A 21,143-nucleotide genomic window follows, 5' to 3' on the forward strand; every position below is an offset into this window, starting at 1 on the left:
AAATGCGCCTTGGCGCGCCGCGCCGGTCGCGGGCTGCTCCAGTGCGTTGCGACAACTCTGACCTATCCCGAGCCCATCGCTCTGTCGCACGCTCGCAAGCGGTGGCATGACAGGGGATGACGATGAGCGCTCTCGGCTTGGGATTGAATTTCGCGACGGACGGGAACCACCCGCCGTCCGGTTCGAATGTCTTCCGCAGCTGATTCACACATGAGCGCTGACGAAAATCACTGGGAAGTCGGCACCGATATCGGTGGCACTTTCACCGACATCATCGCAATCCGACACTCCCCCGCGGAGGCGCGGATCGCGAAAGTGCCGTCGCGCCCGCAGGCTCCGGTTCAGGCGATGCTGGAGGCGATCGAGGCGGTGGGCCTGCGCAAGAGCGAGGTCAAGCGCTTCGTCCACGGCACCACGCGCGTGACCAACGCCATCGTCGAAGGACGCTTGCCGAAAGTGGCGCTGGTGGCGACCGAGGGCTTTGCCGACGTGCTGGAGATCGCGCGCTATCGCCGCCGCGATCTCTACCGTCTCGACATCCCGCCGAGATCGTCGCCGCTGGTGCCGCCGGAACGATGTTTTGGGCTTGCCGAGCGCCTCGACCACGAGGGGCAGGTACTGAAGGCGCTGGATGAGGCGGAGATCGAGCGCCTGGTGGCGTGGCTGAAAACAACCGGCGTGCAGAGCGTCGCGGTCGCGCTGCTTCATGCCTACGCCAATCCGGTGCACGAGAAGATGCTCGGCGAGCGGCTCAAGGGCGTCGTTGCCCACGTCTCGCTGTCGCACGAGGTCAATCCCGAGGCGCGCGAATACGAGCGGACTTCGGCAACCGTGTTCAACGCGGCCGCCATGCCGATCGCGGTGGAATATCTCAGCGAGCTGGAGCAGCGGCTCCCGATCGGCCCCGGCCTGCAGGTGTTTCATTCGGCCGGCGCCATGGTCCCGATCTCGGCCGTGAAGCGGCGGCCGCTGGTGATGGCGATGTCGGGTCCGGCGGCCGGCGTCTCGGCATCGGTCAGCATCGCGCGTCAGCTCGGCACATCGCGCATGCTGACGTTCGACATGGGCGGCACCACGACCGACGTCTGCCTGATCGTCGATGGCCAGGCCGAGATGACCGACGGCCGCATGCTCGGTGACAAGCCGCTGCGTCAGCCGATGCTTGCGGTTCATTCCATCGGGGCGGGCGGCGGATCGATCGTGCGCAATGGTCCCGGTGGCCTGACCGTCGGACCGGAAAGCGCCGGCTCCGAGCCGGGACCGGCCTGCTACGGCCGCGGCGGTACCGAGCCGACTATCACCGACGCCAATGCCGTGCTCGGCTATCTCAATCCCGAAACCAGGCTCGGCGACCGGATCGGAATCAATATCAAGGCAGCCAGTGATGTCATCGCGCCGATCGCGCGCACTCTGGGGCTGAGCCTGACCGAAACCGCGCTCGGCATCATCAAGGTCGCGAATGCGACAATGGCGCGTGCGCTCCGCCGCGTCACGGTCGAGCGCGGTATCGACGGGCGCGACTGTACGCTGCTCGCCTTTGGCGGTGGTGGCCCGATGCATGCCGCGGGCCTTGCCGATCTCTACGGGATCGCCGAGGTCGTCGTTCCCAGTGCATCGAGCGCGTTCTCGGCGCTGGGCTGTCTCACTGCCGATTTCAGCTTCCTCCAGCAGCAAACCTTGCGTGCTGCGCTTGACGGCATCGACCTCGCCCGCGTGTCGGAGCGGATCGGGGTGCTGATTGACGATGCCTCGGCGCCGCTCATCGCCAACGGCGTTGCCACGACTGAAATTCGGGTCGAACTGGTGGCCTTGATGCGCTACGCGGCGCAGAACGACGCCATTCCGGTGCCGTTCGCGCGACCGCTCGACGTTGTTAGGCTGAAGAAGGACTTTCTGGCCCGGCACCACGAGCTGTTCGGCTATGCGACGGGCGAGAGCTGCGTCATCGAGTCCGTGCGGGTGCAGGCGCGCCGTCCATCGACGACCGTCGTGAGCCGGCCGGCCATCGCGGTCAGAACGGTCTCCAAAGGCGAGCGCATCTGCTCGTTCGATGGCTTTCACGACATCGCCACAAGCATCATCGACCGTGCCTCGCTGACCGAAATCGTCAGCGGCCCGGCCATCATTGAAGACGCATGGTCGACCGTGGTGGTCCCGCCCGGCTGGCAAGCGAGGCCTGATGTTCCAGGCAATCTGTTCCTGACGCGGGGGGCCGCATGAAGCTCGATCCGTTCGTCGTCGAGGTCATCAGGCACGGGCTCTCGGCCGCGGCCGAGGAGATGAGCCTGGTGATGACGCGCTCGGCGCGCTCGCCGCTGCTGCGCGAGGCCGGTGACCTGTCGTCGGCGATCACGGACGGCCGCGGCGACCTGGTCGGGCAGGGGCGCGACATCCCGATCCATCTCGGCGCGATGGCCTATACGGTCCTAGAATTGCTGAAGGTGGTGCCGCGTGACAGCCTGAACGACGGCGACGCACTGATCTACAATGTCGGCCCGCTCGGCGGCAATCATCTCAACGACGTCAAGGTCGTGCGGCCCGTCTTCGTCGATGGCGAGATCGTCGCGTTCGCGGTCAGCCTCGCGCATTGGCCCGATATTGGCGGCACCTGGCCCGGCAGCTATTTTGCGAAAGCCATCGACACCTTCCAGGAGGCGATGCGCATTCCGCCGGCTCTGATCGCCACGGCAAGCGGCGTCAATACGCCGATCGTGCAGCTGCTCAAGGCCAATGTTCGGGATCCCGAATCCTGCGAGGGCGATCTTCTCGCTCAGATCGCCGCAACGAAAGCCGGTGAGAAGCGCATCGTCGAGCTCTGCCGCGAGCACGGCAAGGCGGTCTTCACGGCGGCGCAGTCGCGCCTGCACGATCTCTCCGAAATCGAGATGCGCGAGGCGTTGCGCGATCTGCCTGATGGCGTCTACGAGGGCGAGGATTATCTGGACGACGGCGGCGTCGATGACGCGCCCGCGCGCATTCATGTCAAGATCACCATTGCAGGCGACGAAGCTACCTTCGACCTCTCGGGAAGCTGCGACCGCGTCTCGAATTTCTGCAACACGACGCCGTTCATGGCGCGTTCGGCTGTGGCCTATGCCGCGCGCATCATGAGCGGGCGCGACATGAACCAGAACGCGGGCGCGTTGCGGCCGCTGACCATCGTCACGCGCCCGGGCTCGATCCTGGAGCCGGGGTGGAATGCCTCGGTTGCGGCCGGCAATCACGAGACCTCGATGCGCATCGTCGATGCGATCTTCCGCGCCATGCAGCACACCATTCCCGAACGTCTGTCGGCCGGTGGGGCGACCACGGCGGGCGTTCTGTTCTTCGCCGAGCCGCGACAGAATGGTTCATGGAAGATGCTCTACGAGGTCCACGGTGGTGGCGAGGGCGCGCGGCACGATCGGGCCGGCATCTCGGCGACGCGGGTGCATCTGTCGAACACTTCGAATACGCCGGTCGAGGTAATCGAGGCGAATTACGCGATCCAAGTCGAGCAGCAGGCCATTCGGTGGCAGTCCGGCGGCACGGGCGCCCATCGCGGCGGGGACGGCGTCATTCGTAGCTATCGCATCCTGGCGCCGTCGATGCATCTGACCACCTGCATTGAGCGCATGGTGATGGCGCCGTTCGGCATGCAGGGCGGCGAACCCGGCAAGGCCTGCCGCATCTCGCTGATCCGGCAGGGCGCGAACGTCGCGATCGACGGCAAGTCGAACCTGGTGCTGCAGCAAGGCGATCTCGTCACGATCGAGACGTGCGGCGGCGGTGGCTACGGTGCCGAGGCTGCGCAATGAAGGGATTGCGATGAGCAGATTGTTGCGAACCGGGCTGAATGCCGGCGACAGCGCGCCCATGGCCGTGGTCGGCGGCGAGGGCGTTTATTTCCATCTGTCAGATGGTCGCAAGCTCATCGACGGCAGCAACACCGGCGGCGGCCTCGGACATCGTCATTCCGCGATGGTGGAGGCGATCCGCCGCGCCGCGGATACGCCCGTCGTGAACGAGGGGTGGACCTGGGTCGGCCGTGAGCAGGCCGCTGACGATTTGATGGCCACCGCGTTCAGAGGCGAAGAGGATTGGGTCGGCGCGGTGCGATTCTGCATCAGCGGCAGCGAGGCCAATGACATGGCGCTGTCGCTGTGCCAGGCGTTGACGCAGCGGTCCGCGCTGGCGACGCGCGAACGCGCCTATCACGGCATTACGGGCCTGTCGCGCAGCATGACGGTGCAGCCGCAATGGCATGGCGGCCTTGCGGTGCATTCAGGCGGCTCAAAGCTGCCGGCGCCGATGGCGCCGGTGCGGATATTGCCGGCGCCGCAGGGCGCGATCTATGGCGCGCCGGCCAACAATGCTTCCCCCAGCGAATATCTGGCCGATGCCACGCGCCTGCTTTGGGATACCGCAGCGACGATCATCGACTACACCCAAGGCGGCATCTACTACGACGGCGCCTATCAGGACGAGGTGGCGCGGTGCGCGCGGCAGGCTGGCTCCTACTGGATCGCCGACGAAGTGGTGACCGGCGCCGGCCGCGCCGGGCGCTGGTTCGCCTTCCAGGGCGCCGCAAGCCGTCCTGACATCGTGACACTCGGAAAATCGCTCGGTGGCGGCGCGGCGGCGGTTGCGGCGGTGGTGGTGTCGAAGGACGTCGTCGAGCGGCTCAAGGGCACGAGCTGGCAGAATTACGGCACGCTGCGCGGGCATCCCATCAGCATGGCTGCCGTCAGCGCCTATCTGAAGGTCGTCAACGATGACAAGATTTTGGAGCACGTGAGGGGCCTCGAAAAGCTTTTCACCCGCCGCCTTCTCGCCATCGCGCAGAAACATCCAAGCGTGCAGCGTGTGGCGGGGCAGGGGCTGCACTGGACCGTGGAGCTGCACGGGCCGGACTGGCGTTCCTGGCACGCCGACACCACCGAGGTGCCGATTGCCTCGCGGGTCGCGGAGCGGGCGCTGGAGGCGGGCGCCGTGATCGGAACCAGCGGCGAGCAGACTTCGCTGTTCCTCGCGCCGCCACTGGTGATCTCCGAGCATGAGGCCGGGCAGCTTCTGGATGCACTCGACCACGGTCTCGATGTTGCGGATGACGAGCAGACATGAGGTTAGATCGTGCAACGCACACTGTGCCGATCGGCAGGCACAGGCTGGAAAGTCCGGGCGATGCTGCGTTATGCTGCTCGCGCCGGCACGTGATTGAAACTTTATCTTCACACAAGACATCACCAGGAATTCGCTGATGCGTATCGTCAATGTTGCCGCCGCCCAGATGGGCCCGATCCAGAAAGCCGACAGCCGCGAGGCCGTGGTCAAGCGCATGATCGCGCTGATTGATGAGGCCAAAAGCAAGGGCGCCGACCTGATCGTCTATCCGGAACTGGCGCTCACGACCTTCTTCCCGCGCTGGTATGCGGAGGACCGGGCTGAGTTCGACAATTGGTTCGAGCGCGAGATGCCGAACGCGGCGACGAAACCGCTGTTCGAGCGCGCGGCGCAGCACCAGATGGCGATGAATTTCGGCTATGCGGAGCTGACGCCGGACGGGCATCATTTCAACACTGCTGTTCTCACCGACAAATCCGGCAAGATCGTCGGCAAATATCGAAAGATCCATCTGCCGGGCCATGTGGAATACGACACCAAGCGCTCGCACCAGCATCTGGAGAAGCGCTATTTCGAGCCGGGTGATCTCGGCTTCAATGTCTGGCGCGAGCTCGGCGGCATCATTGGCATGGCCATCTGCAACGACCGGCGCTGGCCCGAGACCTATCGCGTCATGGGCTTGCAAGGCGTCGAGATGGTGCTGATCGGCTACAACACACCGTCCGTGAATGCGGAGAGGAGCGATGAGGGCGTCGAGAAACGCCTTTTCCACAACCGCCTCTCGGCGCAGGCCGGCGCCTATCAGAACGCGACCTGGGTCGTCGCGGTGGCCAAGGCCGGCAACGAGGACGGACACCGGCTGTTCGGCGGCAGCCTGATCGTCGATCCCAATGGCGAAATCGTCGCCGAAGCGAAGACGGAGGAGGACGAACTGCTGGTCCACCCTTGCGACCTCGATGCCACCACCTTCGGCAAGACCACGATCTTCAATTTCGCGCAGCACCGCCGCATCGAGCATTACGGCCTGATCACCAGCCGTACCGGCGCGGTGCCGCCGCCGGAGACGTGACGTCGATGACTGGCCAAAGCACATCCGGCATATCCTTGCGCGAACTCGATCCGCGCGACCGCTACAAGCTGCTCTGCGGCGTGGTGGTGCCACGGCCGATTGCGCTGGTGACGACGCTCGATGCGAACGGGGCGGTCAACGCCGCGCCGTTCAGCTTCTTCAATGTGTTCTCGGAAAGTCCGGCGCTGATCGTGCTCGGGCTTCAGCACAAGCCGGATCACAGCCCGAAGGACACCACCCGCAACATCCATCGCGACGGCGAGTTCGTCGTTCACATGGTGGACGAGGCGCTTTCGGTGGCGATGAACGACTGCGCGGTCGATTTTCCGTCCGGTGACAGCGAGGTCGCTGCGGCAGGCCTCGCGACCCTTCCCTCAATCGACGTGAAGGTGCCGCGCCTCGCCGCGGCGCCCTTTGCGCTGGAATGCCGGCGCCATGTCGCGCTGAATTTTTCGCCCGATCGCGAGCTGCTGGTCGGCGAAGTGCTCCGGATTCATGCCCGCGAGGGCCTCGTCGATGAGGCCAACATGTATGTCGACCTCGACGCCTACCGGCCGATCGGCCGCATGTTCGGCAATCTCTACACGACGCAGCGGGATACGTTCGCGCTTGTCCGCGAGAGTCACGCGCAATGGCTCGCGCGGCAGGGCGCCAAAGAGCTGAAGGACGCCTAGTGGTTCGAGAACTGCACCGTACCCAGCGCCATGGTGACCGCCGCCTGTGTCGGGTCGATCACGGCAATGCCGAGCGCGTCTTCGAGGGGACGACGATGGCGCGCCATGCCGGCGCAGCCCATCACGATGGCGCGAGCTCCGTCCTCGTCGCGCAGCGCGCGGCCGACCTCGATCATCTTCGCCAGCGTGCCTTCGCCCGAGGCGGTTTCCGCGACGCTCATGTTGAGCGGCCGCTCGCCGGCGAGGCGTTCGGTCAGTCCCATCTGCCTGAGATAGCGCATGTGACGCGGGATCGAGCGCTGGGCGATCGCGATGACGCCAAAGGTTTCGGCGCGGGCCAGCGCGGTCAGCACGCCGCATTCGGCGATGCCGAACACGGGGCGGTCGGTGCCTTCGCGACAGACCTGAAGCCCGGGATCGCTGTAGCAGGCGATGACAAAGGCAGCCGAGCTGTTGTCGCCCTCGACCAGCCGGCGCAGCGGCATGGCGACGCCATCGACATCGGCCTGGCTTTCAATGCCGAACGGTCCCTCGGCCAGCGTCTGGCAGACCAGTTCCGGCCCGCCCTCGAAACCGAGCGGCTTCAGCGCGTCCTCCAGCCCCTGCGTGACCGCAGGATTGGAGTTCGGATTGATGACGAGAATGCGCGGTCGGGACATGCTGGTCTTCCTGCAAAATTTCGATCACTTGCCCTAAGCCTATCATGGAGTGCCTCATGACTGAACCCGATTACGACCTGATCATTCGCGGTGGGCGCGTCGCGACGACGACCGACGTCTTTGAAGCCGATGTCGCCATCTCCGGCGAGACCATCGCGGCGATCGGGCGTGGGCTTCCGGCGGCAAAGCGCGAGATCGACGCGCGCGGGAAGCTCGTTCTACCCGGCGGCGTCGACAGCCACGCCCATATTGAGCAATTGTCCGCTGCCGGCATCATGAACGCCGACACCTTCGAGAGCGCGACCGTCTCGGCTGCCTTCGGCGGTACGACCACGGTGATCCCGTTTGCCGCCCAGCATGTCGGCATGAAGCTGCCGCAGGTGGTGGAGGATTATCACGCCCTCGCCAAGAAGGGCGCCGTGATCGACTACGCCTTTCACATGATCATCGCCGACGCGACCAGGGAAACAGTCGAGGAGCACATTCCGGCGCTGGTGAAGCAGGGGCACGCGTCGATCAAGATCTTCATGACCTACGACCGGCTCAAGGTCGACGACGAGCCGCTGCTGGACATCCTACTTGCCGCGCGCCAGTCCGGCGCGATGTTGTGCGCCCACGCCGAAAACCACGGCATCATCGCCTGGATGGTGAAGCGTCTGCTCGCGCGCGGTTACACCATGCCGAAATACCACGCCGTCAGCCACGCGCGCGTGTCCGAGGCGGAAGCTTTCACCCGGCTGATCGGCATGGCGGCGCTGATCGACCAGCCGATCATGATCTTCCACGTCTCGACCACCGAGGGCGCCAAGGTCATCCGCGACTCGCGCGGGCAGGGGTTGAAGGTGTTTGCCGAGACCTGTCCGCAATATCTGTTCCTGACCGCCGCCGATCTCGACAGGCCGGGCGCCGAGGGCGCCAAGTGGATGTGCAGTCCGCCGCCACGGACGCATGCCGACCAGGAGGCGCTGTGGCAGGCGCTGTCGCTCGGCGATCTCCAGACCATCTCGTCGGATCACGCGCCTTATCGTTACGACGAAACCGGCAAGCTGCGCGCCGGCCCCAATCCCAATTTCAAGCAGGTCGCCAACGGCCTGCCGGGCTTGGAACTGCGGCTGCCGTTGCTGTTCGACGCGATGGTGTCGAAAGGACGGCTGGGCCTGGAAAAGTTCGTGGAGCTGACTTCGACGGCGCCGGCCAAGATCTACAATCTGCATCCGCGCAAGGGCTCGATCGCGGTCGGCGCCGATGCCGATATCGCGATCTGGGATCCCGATCGCGAGACCGTGATCGCCGACGAGATGATGCACGACCTCGCCGGCTACACGCCGTTTGCGGGACGGAAGCTGAAGGGTTGGCCGGTGTCGGTGCTGTCGCGTGGCCGTGTGATCATCGACGGCAACAAGTGTCTGGCGAACCCCGGTAGCGGGCAGTTCCTGGCACGCAGCGGGGGCGAGGCGGCCAAGCCGACGGGACGGCTCGTCGCCGACATGGATCCGGAGCGGAATTTCGGGGCAAAGCTGCTGTGATGGTGGATCGCGCGCGATGAAGATCGTCATCTTCGGCGGCACCGGCTTTGTCGGCCTCAATGTTGCGGAGGCGCTGCTCGCGCGCGGGCATGACGTGACGCTGTATGACCGTGCAGAGTTGCCGCCATCCGCGCGGCGGTCTCTTGCCGACTACGGCGCACGGCTCAGAGCCGTGCAGGGCGATATCACCGACGCAGATGCCATCGACGCCCTCATCGCCGAAGGCGTTGATGCGATCGTGCTTGGAGCTGCGATCACCGCCGGTGACGAATTGGAGAGAGCATCGACCGCGCGCGTTCTCGAGATCAACGTGATGGCCCAGATCCCGATCCTGCTCTCCGCGATCCGGCATGGCGTGCGCCGGGTCGTCAATCTCTCCTCGGCATCGGCCTACGGCGCCACGGGTGCGCGGGTCGAGATTCTCGACGAGGAAACGCCTTGCGATCCGGTCTCGTTTTACGCCATCAGCAAGTTCACCTCGGAGCGATCGGTTGCGCGTCATGCCGAGCTCTTCGGCGGCGATTTCCTGAGCGTACGGCTGAGCGCCCTGTTCGGGCCGTGGGAGCGACCGAGCTCCGTACGCGACACGCCAAGCCTCCAGTTCCAGATTCTGGCGGCATTCGCTCGCGGCGAGCCGGCGGTCATGCCCGAAGTGGGCATGCGGGACTGGATCTACGCGCCGGATGCGGCCGAGGCCGTCGCACTGCTGATCGAAGCCGAGCGGCCGCGTCACCGGCTCTACAACATCTCCCGCGGAGGGCTTTGGCCTGCGCTGCAATGGGGCGAGGCCTATGCAGCGTTGCATCCCGGCCTGCAATGCCGGCTCGCGGCGCCCGGCGAGAAAACCGTCATCAAGCTGCATGGGGCCTATCGCGCGCCGCTGTCGGTGAATCGGATGGCGGATGAATTCGGCTGGCGGGCGAGGTGCGGCTGCGCCGAGTCGGCGGCTGCGATGAGCGCCTGGTTGACGCAGCACAAGGAGTGGATCTGAGATGCGGCTGCAAGGGCGCACGGCCATCATTACGGGCGCGGGTTCGGGTATCGGCCGCGCCAGCGCGAAGCTGTTTGCAGAGGAGGGCGCGCAGCTCGCTCTGGTCGATCGCGATGCCGTGGGACTTCAGGAAACGGTGAGCCTGGTGGGTGGAGCGACGGCGCATGTCGGTGACGTCGGCGATGCCAGCTTTGCCGAGACCGTCGTCGGAGAGGTTATGGCGCGACACGGTCGGCTCGACATCCTGATGACTGCCGCTGGCTTCTCCTGCGGCGGCACGGTGCTGACAACGAGCCCGGACGACTGGGATGCGGTGTTCCGCACCAATGTCGGCGGCACCTGGCTGTGGGCGCGGGCGGCCGTGCCGCAGATGCAGCGGCAGAAGAGCGGTTCGATCATCACGCTGGCCTCGCAGCTCGCGATTGCCGGCGGCAAGGGCAACAGCGCCTATATCGCCGCCAAGGGCGCGATCGTCAGCCTGACCCGGACCATGGCCGTGGACTTCGCGACCGACGGCATTCGCGTCAACGCGATTGCGCCGGGTGCGATCGACACGCCGATGCTTCGCCGCAGCTTTGCCCGACATGCCAATGCGGACGAGGTGCGCGAAGCCTCCCGCAACCGTCATGCCATGAAACGATTCGGTCAAGCCGAGGAGATCGCGCAGACCGCGCTGCACCTTGCCAGCGATGCGTCCTCATTTACGACCGGCACCGTGATGGTGGTCGACGGAGGCTGGCTCGCGGCATGAGTGATGCGCTGACAGAGCTGGAAGTGAACGTTCGTGCCGATCTCGCGCGGATCGCGCATCCCGGTGCCGCCTGGCTCGAACCGAAGGCGGGGCCGGACGGCAAGCCGGCGCTGGATGTGCTCGTTGTCGGCGCCGGCCAATCCGGCATCGCCATCGGCTTCGGCCTGATGCGCTCCCGCGTCGGCAACATCCTGCTGCTGGACAAGGCCGAGGAGGGGAAGGAGGGCCCATGGCTCACCTATGCCCGCATGCCGACGCTGCGCAGCCCGAAGGACTATACGGGACCTGACCTCGACATCCCGAGCCTGACCTACCAGTCCTGGCATGAGGCCCGTTTCGGCAAGGAGAGCTGGCAGACACTCGACTTGATTCCGCGCGGACACTGGGCCGAGTATCTGCTTTGGTTGCGGCGCACGATCGGCCTGCCCGTGCGCAACGGGAGCGAGCTTCTGGAAATCCGGCCAGCGGCGGGTGATTTGCTCGCCGCACGCGTGAAACGTGGCGGCGGTATCGAGACGCTCCATGCGCGCAAGATCGTGCTGGCGACCGGGCAGGAGGGAATGGGGAACTGGATGATCCCCGAGCCGCTGCGCGAACTGCCGGCCGACTCGGTCGCAACCGCCGCCGACGATATCGATTTCGAAAACCTCCGCGGCAAGCGCGTCGCCGTGATCGGCGCCGGCGCATCTGCCTTCGACAATGCGGCAACCGCACTGGAGGCTGGCGCGGCGGAGGTGCATCTGCTGTGTCGTCGGGCACAGATCCAGCTGATCCAGCCCTATCGCTGGCTGACTTTTCGCGGCTTCCTCCGCCATCTCAGCGATCTCGACGATGCCTGGCGCTGGCGCTTCATGCGCACCATCCTCGACATGCGCGAAGGCTTTCCGCAGCCGACCTATGATCGCTGCGCGCGCCATGCCAATTTCACATTGCACGAGGCCGCGCCGCTTGAGGCCGCACGCGAGACCGGCCAGGGCATCGAATTGCAGACGCCGCGCGGCGTCATCGCAGCGGATTTCGTCATCTGCGGCACCGGCATCGACATGGATTTTTCCGGACGTGGCGAGCTGCGCACATTTGCCGGCAATATCGCAACCTGGGCCGACCGCTACGAGCCCCCGGAGAGCGAACGCAGCGCGCGGCTCGGCCGCTTTCCCTATCTCGCCGACGATTACGCCTTCACCGAACGTGTCGCGGGCGAAACGCCGTGGATCTCGAATATCCATCTCTTCGCCATCGCCTCCACCATGAGTTTTGGTCCGTCGGGATCATCGATCAACGCGATGACCACCGCAGTGCCGAAGCTGGTCAATGGGCTGACGCGCGGCCTGTTCCGCGCCGATGTCGAACGGCACTGGGCCTCGCTCCGCGCCTATGACGTGCCGCAGGCTATGGTCACGCGCCCAGCGCGAAAAATGGAAGAATCGCGATGATCGTCCATGCGCCGCCGCGACAAAGCGTCCACAAGAGCGCATCATGAGACTGGCGCGCAACTTGCTTCTTTCTTAACCTGTCCTGTCGGCGTTCTTGTCGAAAATTTTTGGGGAAAACGAATGCGTTTTGTGTCTTTCAGGTCGGCATCCTCCGTGCTCGCCACCACCGCGTTGTTGCTCGTCGCCACCGCGCCCTCGCAAGCGCAGACCAGGGCCGAGACGTTGCGCTATGTCACCGGCGCATCCGTCAACACGCTCGATCCCAACATCCCGGGCTCGACGCGCGAATCCTTCGCGCTGAGCATGAGCACCTACGACCGCCTTGTCGCGTTCGGCCGCAAGCAGCTCAACGGCAAATGGGTGTTCGATCTCGACAAGATTACCGGCGAGCTCGCCGAATCCTACGACGTCAGTCCGGACGGACTGAAGCTGACGTTCCGTCTGCGCAAGGATGCCAAGTTCCAGGACGGCTCGCCCGTGACCGCCGAGGACGTCAAGTGGTCGCTCGATCGCTGCGTCACCGCGCCGATCCTCGGCAAGGCACAATTGCTGACGGGATCGTTGACGTCGGCCGACCAGTTCAAGGTGATCGATCCCCTCACGATCGAAGTGACGCTGCCGAAACCGGACAAGCTCGCGCTGCCGAATCTCGCGACGGTCTACCCGCTGATCATCAACTCGAAGGTCGCCAAGGAGCATGCGACCCCGGAAGATCCCTGGGCCACGGCGTGGCTGAAGGAGCACACCGCCGGCAGCGGCGCTTACGTGATCGAGAGCTTCAAGCCCGGCGAGCAGGTGATCATCAAGCGCAACGAGGACTGGAACCGCGGCTCGCCCGACAAGCCGGCGTTTTTCAAGCGCGTGATCGTGCAGTCCGTGCCGGAGCCCGCGACCCGCGCCAACCTTGTCGAGCGCGGCGACGCCGATCTCGTCGTCGATCTCCAGGCCAGCGACGTGCAGTCGCTCGAGGCCAAGGGAAAGCTCAAGGTGATCTCGACGCCGCAATACAATTCGATCACCTTCGTCTCGATGAACAATCAGATCCCGCCCTTCGACAACGTCAACGTGCGCCGCGCCGTCGCGTTCGCGCTGCCCTATGAGGACATGTTCAAGGCTGCCCTGTTCGGCCGCGGAGCTCCGCTGTTCGGTGCGACTTGGCCGGATGGCAAGCCGCTGACCGGCATCTATCCGTTCCAGGCGCCGGTGAAGACCGATCTCGACAAGGCGCGGGAGTATCTGAAGGCCGCCGGCCTACCGGAGGGTTTCTCGACCACCTTCAGCTTCAATGTCGGCCAGGCCTCGACCGCGGAGCCGATGGCGGCTCTCGTGAAGGAATCGCTTGCCAAGATCGGGATCAAGGTCGACATCCAGAAGCTGCCGGATGCGCAGATGTCGACGCAGATCAACGAGAAGAAGCTGCCTTTGTTTACGGAAGGCATCGTCGCCTGGCTGCCCTCGACCGATTACTTCTACCGCAACTTCTACACCGGCAATCAGCGCTGGAATTACAGCTCGATCAACAATCCGGAGCTGGCGACCATCGCGCAGGAAGCGCGCTTCGAGCCCGACAAGGCCAAGTACGAGGAAGCCGGCCGCAAGCTCAATGCGATCCATTTCAGCGAGATGCCTCAGATTCCGCTGTGGCAGCCGAACCAGGACGCCGTGATGGCCTCGTCGATCGAGGGCTACACCTACGAATTCCACCGTCAGGTCGACTATCGCGACGTCAGCCGCAAGTGATCTCGACATGCAAGGGCTCTGAAAGGTGATGACCGGTTTTGGTGCGACGGTGGTGCGGGCGGGAAGGCGGCTTCTGTCGTCGCTGCCGGCGTTGTTCGGCGTGCTGGTCTTCACCTTTCTGCTGATGCGGGTCCTCCCCGGAGATCCCGCGGTGTTCTTCGCCTCGGGGCCCAACGCCGGCAAGGAGGAGATCGAGCAGATCCGCAAGCAGATGGGGCTCGACAAGTCGGTGCCGGAGCAGCTCGTGTTCTATCTCTCCGACATCGGCCGCGGCAATCTCGGCCGCTCCATGATGACGGGGCAGCCGGTCCTGAAGGACCTTCGCGAACGGCTGCCGGCCTCGCTCGAACTGACGTTCACAGCGTTGCTGATCGCATTGATTGCGGCGGTGCCGCTCGGCGTGGTCGCAGCCTTGAAACCGGGATCGCTGGTCGATCACGGCGTGCGGCTGTTCTGCGCGCTCGGCGTCTGCGTGCCGACCTTCGTCTCGGGCCTGCTGCTGATCTATGTGTTCTACTATCTGCTCGGCCTTGCGCCTGATCCGACCGGGCGGATCGACGTCTTCACCTCGCTGCCGCCGCAGCGCACCGGGTTCCTGTCGATCGACTTCCTGCTCGCGGGAGACATCGAGGGCTGGTGGGCGACCTGCAAGCAGCTGATCCTGCCCGCGCTGAGCATGGCCCTGTTCGTCATCGCGCCGCTGGCGCGGATCACCCGTGCCTCGATGCTGGTCTCGCTCGGCAGCGATTTCGTGCGCACCGCGCGCTCGGTCGGATTGTCCTGGCAGAAGGTCGTCGTCACCTATGCGCTGCGCAATGCGATCCTTCCCGTCATCACCATTGCCGGCATCGTGTTCTCGACCATGCTTGGCGCGAACGTCCTCGTGGAGAAGGTATTCTCCTGGCCGGGCGTCGCCTCCTATGCGCTCGATGCGCTGCTGTCGTCCGACTATGCGCCGGTGCAGGGTTTTGTGCTGCTGATGGCTGGCATCTTTGTGCTGGTCAATCTGGTCGTCGATATCTGCTACGGCATCGCCGATCCCAGGGTGTCGATCGGATGACCAGCGCAACCCTCCGCCATTCGGTCTGGATTTTGCGCGGCAACCCGCTGACCGGCGTCGCCGCGGCCGGTGTCCTGCTGTTCGTCCTTGTCGCGATCTTCGGACCGTGGCTGGTGCCCTATGATCCCATTGTCTCCAATGTCTCGGAGGCCCTGCAGCCGCCGAGCGCGGCGCATCTCGCCGGCACCGACCAGCTCGGGCGCGACGTGTTCAGCCGCCTCGTCGTTGCGGCACGGCTCGACCTTGCCATCGCGGTCTCGGCGGTCGGCATCTCGTTCGTGATCGGCGCTGTCGTCGGCTCCTTCTGCGGCTATGCCGGCGGCAGGCTCGACCGTTCGGTCGGCCGCTTCGTCGACGTTATGATGGCCTTTCCGCTGTTTGTGCTGGCGATGGCGATGGTTGCGGCTCTCGGCAACCGGATCGAGAACATCGTGATTGCAACCGCGATCATCAATCTTCCGTTCTACATCCGCTTCGCGCGCGCCGAGGTCAACGTCCGCCGCAATGTCGGCTGGGTGGAGGCGGCGCGTTCCTGCGGCGAGAGCCATTTCTCGGTGGTGCTGCGCTTCCTGCTGCCGAACATCCTGCCGGCGATGGCGGTGCAGATCTCGCTCAACCTCGGCTGGGCGATCCTGAACGCCGCCGGCCTGTCCTTCATCGGCCTTGGCGTCAAGCCGCCGACGCCGGAATGGGGCATCATGGTCGCGGAGGGCGCCCGCTTCATTTCGACGGGGCGGTGGTGGCTGGTGGCCTTTCCGGGCCTCGCGTTGATGATGGCCGTACTGTGCTTCAATCTCCTCGGCGACGGGATGCGGGACATTCTCGATCCGCGCATGCGCACATGAGCGAGGAATTGCTCAGGATCGACGATCTCCACGTCGCATTCTCGACGCGACGAGGGATGGTGGAGGCCGTGCGCGGCGTGACGCTCACGGTCGAAGCCGGCGAGATGCTTGGCCTCGTCGGCGAAAGCGGATCGGGCAAGTCGGTGACCGGTTTTGCCACGACGCGGCTGCTCGATGCGGCCGGCCGCGTCACCGCAGGCAAGATCCTGTTTCGCGGCCAAGACGTCACAAAACTCAGGGGTGACGATCTCCGGCAGCTCCAGGGCGCCGCGATGTCGATGATCTTCCAGAACCCACGGGCGGCGCTCAATCCGATCCGCGCGATCGGCCTGCAGATCGCGGACGCGATCCTCACTCACAAGCGGATATCGAAGGACGCCGCCCGCGCGGAAGCGCTGGAGCTGTTGCGCGCCGTCCAGATCCGCGACCCCGAGACGCGGATGAACGCCTATCCGCACGAGCTCTCCGGCGGCATGTGCCAGCGCGTCATGATCGCGATCGCGATCTCCTGCAATCCCGCGCTCTTGATCGCCGACGAGCCGACGACCGGACTCGACGTCACCACGCAGAAGGTGGTTATGGACCTCCTGGCGGAGATTGCCGCCGCACGCGGCATGGCGACGATCCTGATCACGCACGATCTCGGACTTGCGGCGCGATATTGCCGCCGTATCGCGGTGATGGAACGCGGCCGCATCGTCGAAGAGGCAAGCCCCAGGACGCTGTTCGGCGCGCCGCAGCACGCCTATACCAGGCGTCTGGTGGCTGCGTCGCCGACCGCGACCTCCGGGATCGCGGACCTCGTGACGGAAGAGGAGCGGGAAGGCTATGCGGCTGTCGTCAGCAGGCCTAGGCAGGAGCCCGTTCACGGGACTCCGCCGCTGCTGGAAGTGCGCAAGCTCGCAAAACGCTTCGACGAGGGCGCTGCGGCGGTGGCGGACTTCTCCATGACGATGGCCGGCGGCGAGAGCGTCGGCCTCGTCGGCGAATCCGGCTCCGGCAAGAGCACGACGTCGCGCATGATTTGCCGCCTGATCGATCCGAGCGAGGGCGAGATCGTGTTCGATGGGCAGTCGATCGGCCACGTGGCGTCGCGCGACTTTCATCGCTCGCGCTTCCGCAAAGACATCCAGATGGTGTTCCAGGACCCGAACGAGAGCCTCAACCCGCGCTTCACCGCCTTCGATTGCATCGCCCATCCCCTGATGCGGCTCGACGGCATGCGTGGGGGCGATGCGCTGCGCAAGCGGGTGGAAGACTGCGCCGTTCGTGTGGGGCTGCCGCTGGATCTGTTGCCGCGCTTTCCGCATCAGCTCTCCGGCGGCCAGAAGGCGCGCGTCGGCATCGCCCGCGCCATCGCCTGCCGGCCGCGGCTCCTGGTGCTGGACGAGCCGACCGCTGCGCTCGACGTCTCCGTGCAGGCGGTGGTGCTGCAACTGCTCGACCGCCTGCGGCGCGAGAACGACATCGCGCTGCTGTTCGTCAGCCATGATCTCAACGTGGTGCGCATGCTCTGCGACCGCACCATCGTGCTGCGCAATGGCGGCATCGTGGAGCAGGGCGAGAGCCGGGCGCTGTTCGACAATCCCAAGACCGACTACACGCGCAAGCTGGTCGAGGCGATCCCGCATATCGAGACCGGGCCAGTGCTGGCGGCCGCGCTTTGAGGTCTCGACCGGTCCCAATGGTGCGGATATCCCGCTGGCGAAGGTCCGGTTAGTGGCATACCATTTGCACGCCAATGAGCTCTGGTTTCACCTGTTCTTGGCCAACGATGGCCGGCATCACGGCACTATTGGGAGGATTTCATGGATCGCAGGACCGTATTGAAGGGACTGGCCGGCGCGGGCGGTCTGGCACTGAGCGGCCTCTCGGCCCCGGCGATCGCACAAGGCGCCTCCGCGCGCACCCTGCGCTTCGTGCCGCAGGCAAACCTCGCCAATTTCGACCCGATCTGGGGCACGCAATATGTCGTGCGCAATGCCGCCGCGCTGGTCTGGGATACGCTCTACGGCGTCGATTCCGCGCTGCAGCCGCAGCGGCAGATGGTCGAGTCCGAGGAAGTGACCGACGATGGCACCACCTGGACGTTCAAATTGCGGCCGGGGCTCAAATTCCACGACGGCGAGCCGGTACTGAGCAAGGACGTCGTTGCGAGCCTGACGCGCTGGGCGGCACGCGACCCGATGGGGCTGATGCTCAAGGCACTGCAGCAGGAACTCACCGCTGTCGACGACCGCACCTTCAAATGGGTGCTGAAGCAGCCGTTCCCGAAGATGCTCTATGCGCTTGGCAAGAACAACTCGCCTTGCGCCTTCATCATGCCGGAGCGCATCGCGCAGACCGACCCGTTCAAGCAGATCGGCGATTATGTCGGCTCGGGGCCGATGAAGTTCGCCAAGGGCGAATGGGTCCCCGGCGCGAAAGCCGTGTTCGAAAAATTCGCCGACTATGTGCCGCGGCAGGAGAAGGCGTCGTGGCTCGCCGGCGGCAAGCAGATGCTGCTCGACCGCGTCGAATGGATCGTGATGCCCGATCCGGCGACCGCCGCGGCCGCGTTGCAGAACGGCGAGATCGACTGGTGGGAGAACCCGATCGCGGACCTCGTCCCGGTCCTGAAGAAGAACAAGAACATCAGCGTCGACATCGGCGATCCCCTCGGCAATGTCGGCTCGTTTCGCATGAACTTCCTCTATCCGCCCTTCAACGACGTGCGGGCCCGGCGCGCAGTGCTGATGGCGATGAGCCAGGAAGACTATATGCGTGCGCTCGTCGGCGACGACAATTCGCTGTGGAAGTCGTTGCCCGGCTTCTTCACACCCGACACGCCGCTCTACACCGAGGCGGGCGGCGAGGTCCTGAAGGGCAAGCGCGATCTCGACGCTGCCAAGAAGCTGCTCGCCGAGAGCGGCTACTCCGGCCAGCCGGTGACGTGCCTGGTGGCGCAGGACCAGCCGATCACCAAGGCGTTTGGCGATGTGACCGCCGATCTCTTGAAGAAGCTCGGTATGAATGTCGACTTCGTCGCGACCGATTGGGGCACGGTCGGCTCCCGCCGCGCACAGAAGACACCGCCCGGACAGGGCGGCTGGAACATGTTCCACACCTGGCACGCGGGTTCGGACTGCATCAATCCGGCGCCCTACACCGCCATCCGTGCCAATGGCGACAAGGCCTGGTTCGGCTGGCCCAACAGCCCCGGCACCGAGAAGGAGGTCACGTCCTGGTTCGAGGCCAAGAACCTCGACGAGGAGAAGGCCGCGGTCGCTCGCCTCAACAAGGTCGCGCTCGAGGACGTCGTCTACGCGCCGACTGGGTTCTTCCTCAGCTACACGGCTTGGCGCAAGAACGTCTCCGGCATCACGAAAGGGCCGCTGCCGTTCTTCTGGGGCGTGGCGAAATCCGCATGACCTTGCGCTGAAGCCAGATGCTCTCCTACATCCTCCGGCGTATCGCCTCGACCTTGCCAGTGATGGCGATCGTCGCGCTGTTCGTGTTCAGCCTGCTCTACATCGCGCCGGGGGATCCCGCCGTGGTGATCGCAGGCGATCAGGCAAGTCCGGAGGATGTGGAGCGCATCCGTCAGAGCCTCGGCCTCGATCGACCCTTTCTGATCCAGTTCGGCAGCTGGGTCTGGCGCATTCTGCACGGCGATCTCGGCACCTCGATCTTCACCAATTTGCCGGTCTCGACGATGATCGGGCAGCGTCTCGGGCCGACGCTGTCGCTGATGATGGTCACGCTCCTGCTCACGATCGTGGTCGCGGTGCCGCTCGGCGTGCTGGCGGCGTGGAAGGCGGGAAGCCTGATCGACCGGGCCATCATGGCCTTTGCCGTGTTCGGCTTCTCCCTGCCGGTCTTCGTCGTCGGCTATGTCCTCGCCTATATCTTCGCACTGGAGCTCGAATGGCTTCCCGTGCAGGGCTACACGCCGCTCGCCCAGGGCGTCTGGCCCTGGCTGCAAAACCTGATCCTGCCCGCGATCGCACTCGGCTGTGTCTACATCGCACTGATCGCGCGTATCACGCGCGCCACCATGCTCGAAGTGTTGCAGCAGGACTATATCCGTACCGCGCGCGCCAAGGGCCTCGGGCAGGGCGGCATCCTGTTCGTCCACGCGCTGAAGAACGCGGCCGTGCCGATCGTCACGGTGATCGGGATCGGCATCGCGCTCCTGATCGGCGGCGCGGTCGTCACGGAGAGCGTGTTCGCCATTCCCGGCCTCGGCCGGCTCACGATCGACGCGATCCTGCGTCGCGATTATCCCGTCATCCAGGGCATCGTGTTGCTGTTCAGCTTCGTCTACGTCCTCGTCAATCTGATGATCGACGTCATTTATACGCTCGTTGACCCGAGGATCCGCTATTGACCGACACGACCGTCAATCCGCAAGCGCTGCCGGCGGGCTTCGTCCTCGCGCCGCAACTGCCCGAGATCCTCCGGCCGGTCACGATCCGGCGCGGCTTCATCGGGCTGCTGCGCGGCCATCCCACCGTTGCCATCGGCGGCACGTTGTTGCTGATCCTCGTCCTGATCGCGATCTTTGCGCCTTATCTTGGAACGGTGGATCCGACCGCACTTGCGCCGGCCAAGCGCACTCGCGCGCCGTCGGCACTTTACTGGTTTGGCAGCGACGTGCTCGGCCGCGACATCTATTCGCGCGTGCTCTTCGGCGCGCGCGTCTCGCTCACGGTCGGACTCTCGGTTGCGATATTTGCCTCCGCAGTCGGTCTCGCCATCGGCATCGTCTCCGGCTTCATCCGCTGGGCCGACGGCATCTTGATGCGCTTCATGGACGGCCTGATGTCGATCCCGCCGATCCTGCTGGCGATCGCGCTGATGGCGCTGACGCGCGGCAGCGTCGGCAACGTCATTCTGGCGATTACCGTTGCCGAGATACCGCGGGTTTCCCGTCTTGTCCGTAGTGTCGTGCTGTCGCTGCGCGAGCAGCCCTACGTGGATGCGGCGGTCGCCTGTGGCACGCGCACACCGATGATCATCCTGCGCCACATCCTGCCCAACACGCTGGCGCCGATGCTGATCCAGGCGACTTACATTTGCGCCAGCGCGATGATCACGGAGGCGATCCTGTCCTTCATCGGCGCGGGAACGCCGCCGACCATTCCGTCCTGGGGCAACATCATGGCGGAGGGGCGGGCGCTGTGGCAGGTCAAGCCCTACATCGTGTTCTTTCCGGCGGCCTTTCTGTCCGTCACCGTGCTCGCCGTCAACCTGCTCGGCGATGGCCTTCGCGATGCGCTCGATCCCCGCATGGCCAAGAGCCTCTGATGG

17 protein-coding genes are annotated in these 21,143 nt (G+C 65.2%); 16 read left to right on the plus strand and 1 reads right to left on the minus strand.

The features are described from left to right. The first annotated feature begins 210 nt into the window (after window positions 1–210). The 5 genes from IVB48_RS36395 (at window position 211) to IVB48_RS36415 (ending at window position 6,846) form a co-directional block, all read left to right on the plus strand. Window positions 211–2,220: a hydantoinase/oxoprolinase family protein gene (locus IVB48_RS36395; RefSeq protein ID WP_247407842.1), complete on the plus strand. Its 2,010-nt coding sequence runs from the start codon at window positions 211–213 to the stop codon at window positions 2,218–2,220. Beyond that, window positions 2,217–3,797, plus strand: coding sequence for a hydantoinase B/oxoprolinase family protein (locus tag IVB48_RS36400; RefSeq protein WP_247407844.1), 1,581 nt, complete (start codon window positions 2,217–2,219; stop codon window positions 3,795–3,797). The genes IVB48_RS36395 and IVB48_RS36400 overlap by 4 nt, the downstream gene beginning before the upstream one ends. Before the next feature lie 10 nt (window positions 3,798–3,807). Then, window positions 3,808–5,103, plus strand: coding sequence for an aminotransferase class III-fold pyridoxal phosphate-dependent enzyme (locus IVB48_RS36405; protein ID WP_247407846.1), 1,296 nt, complete (start codon window positions 3,808–3,810; stop codon window positions 5,101–5,103). 136 nt (window positions 5,104–5,239) lie between these two features. Further along, window positions 5,240–6,172, plus strand: a complete 933-nt coding sequence (locus IVB48_RS36410) for an N-carbamoyl-D-amino-acid hydrolase (RefSeq protein WP_247407848.1) — start codon at window positions 5,240–5,242, stop codon at window positions 6,170–6,172. Between the two features lie 5 nt (window positions 6,173–6,177). Next, on the plus strand, window positions 6,178–6,846 hold the full coding sequence (locus tag IVB48_RS36415) for a flavin reductase family protein (protein WP_247407851.1): 669 nt from the start codon (window positions 6,178–6,180) through the stop codon (window positions 6,844–6,846). Here the strand turns inward: IVB48_RS36415 and IVB48_RS36420 are convergent. Beyond that, complete coding sequence (locus tag IVB48_RS36420) at window positions 6,843–7,505, minus strand: aspartate/glutamate racemase family protein (protein ID WP_247407852.1); 663 nt, start codon at window positions 7,503–7,505, stop codon at window positions 6,843–6,845. The genes IVB48_RS36415 and IVB48_RS36420 overlap by 4 nt on opposite strands. A gap of 56 nt (window positions 7,506–7,561) precedes the next feature. Between IVB48_RS36420 and hydA the strand changes: the two genes are divergently transcribed. The 11 genes from hydA to IVB48_RS36475 all read left to right on the plus strand — a co-directional run bounded on the left by hydA (window position 7,562) and on the right by IVB48_RS36475 (window position 21,140). Next, the gene (hydA, locus tag IVB48_RS36425; RefSeq protein ID WP_247407854.1) at window positions 7,562–9,031 is read left to right on the plus strand and encodes a dihydropyrimidinase; all 1,470 of its coding nucleotides are present in this window, start codon (window positions 7,562–7,564) and stop codon (window positions 9,029–9,031) included. A 16-nt stretch (window positions 9,032–9,047) separates the two neighbouring features. Then, entirely contained in the window at window positions 9,048–10,022 is a 975-nt protein-coding gene (locus IVB48_RS36430; protein ID WP_247407856.1) for an NAD(P)-dependent oxidoreductase, read from the plus strand. A 1-nt stretch (window position 10,023) separates the two neighbouring features. Continuing rightward, on the plus strand, window positions 10,024–10,773 hold the full coding sequence (locus IVB48_RS36435; RefSeq protein ID WP_247407858.1) for an SDR family oxidoreductase: 750 nt from the start codon (window positions 10,024–10,026) through the stop codon (window positions 10,771–10,773). Beyond that, a complete protein-coding gene (locus IVB48_RS36440; RefSeq protein ID WP_247407860.1) occupies window positions 10,770–12,206 on the plus strand; it encodes an NAD(P)/FAD-dependent oxidoreductase in 1,437 nt (478 codons plus the stop codon). Before IVB48_RS36435 ends, IVB48_RS36440 begins: the two co-directional genes overlap by 4 nt. Before the next feature lie 120 nt (window positions 12,207–12,326). Next, a complete protein-coding gene (locus IVB48_RS36445; protein WP_247407862.1) occupies window positions 12,327–13,946 on the plus strand; it encodes an ABC transporter substrate-binding protein in 1,620 nt (539 codons plus the stop codon). Between the two features lie 28 nt (window positions 13,947–13,974). Next, window positions 13,975–15,006, plus strand: coding sequence for an ABC transporter permease (locus tag IVB48_RS36450; RefSeq protein ID WP_197031190.1), 1,032 nt, complete (start codon window positions 13,975–13,977; stop codon window positions 15,004–15,006). Continuing rightward, window positions 15,003–15,851, plus strand: coding sequence for an ABC transporter permease (locus IVB48_RS36455; protein WP_027569265.1), 849 nt, complete (start codon window positions 15,003–15,005; stop codon window positions 15,849–15,851). The genes IVB48_RS36450 and IVB48_RS36455 overlap by 4 nt, the downstream gene beginning before the upstream one ends. After that, window positions 15,848–17,518: an ABC transporter ATP-binding protein gene (locus tag IVB48_RS36460; protein ID WP_247407864.1), complete on the plus strand. Its 1,671-nt coding sequence runs from the start codon at window positions 15,848–15,850 to the stop codon at window positions 17,516–17,518. Before IVB48_RS36455 ends, IVB48_RS36460 begins: the two co-directional genes overlap by 4 nt. A 141-nt stretch (window positions 17,519–17,659) precedes the next feature. Then, window positions 17,660–19,261 (plus strand): ABC transporter substrate-binding protein, encoded by a 1,602-nt coding sequence (locus tag IVB48_RS36465; protein ID WP_247407866.1) that lies wholly within the window; start codon window positions 17,660–17,662, stop codon window positions 19,259–19,261. Between the two features lie 17 nt (window positions 19,262–19,278). Further along, entirely contained in the window at window positions 19,279–20,220 is a 942-nt protein-coding gene (locus IVB48_RS36470) for an ABC transporter permease (protein WP_247407868.1), read from the plus strand. Further along, window positions 20,217–21,140, plus strand: a complete 924-nt coding sequence (locus IVB48_RS36475; protein ID WP_247407869.1) for an ABC transporter permease — start codon at window positions 20,217–20,219, stop codon at window positions 21,138–21,140. Before IVB48_RS36470 ends, IVB48_RS36475 begins: the two co-directional genes overlap by 4 nt. The last annotated feature ends 3 nt before the right edge of the window (window positions 21,141–21,143 follow it).

Source organism: Bradyrhizobium sp. 76 (genome assembly GCF_023073025.1).
GTDB lineage: Bacteria > Pseudomonadota > Alphaproteobacteria > Rhizobiales > Xanthobacteraceae > Bradyrhizobium.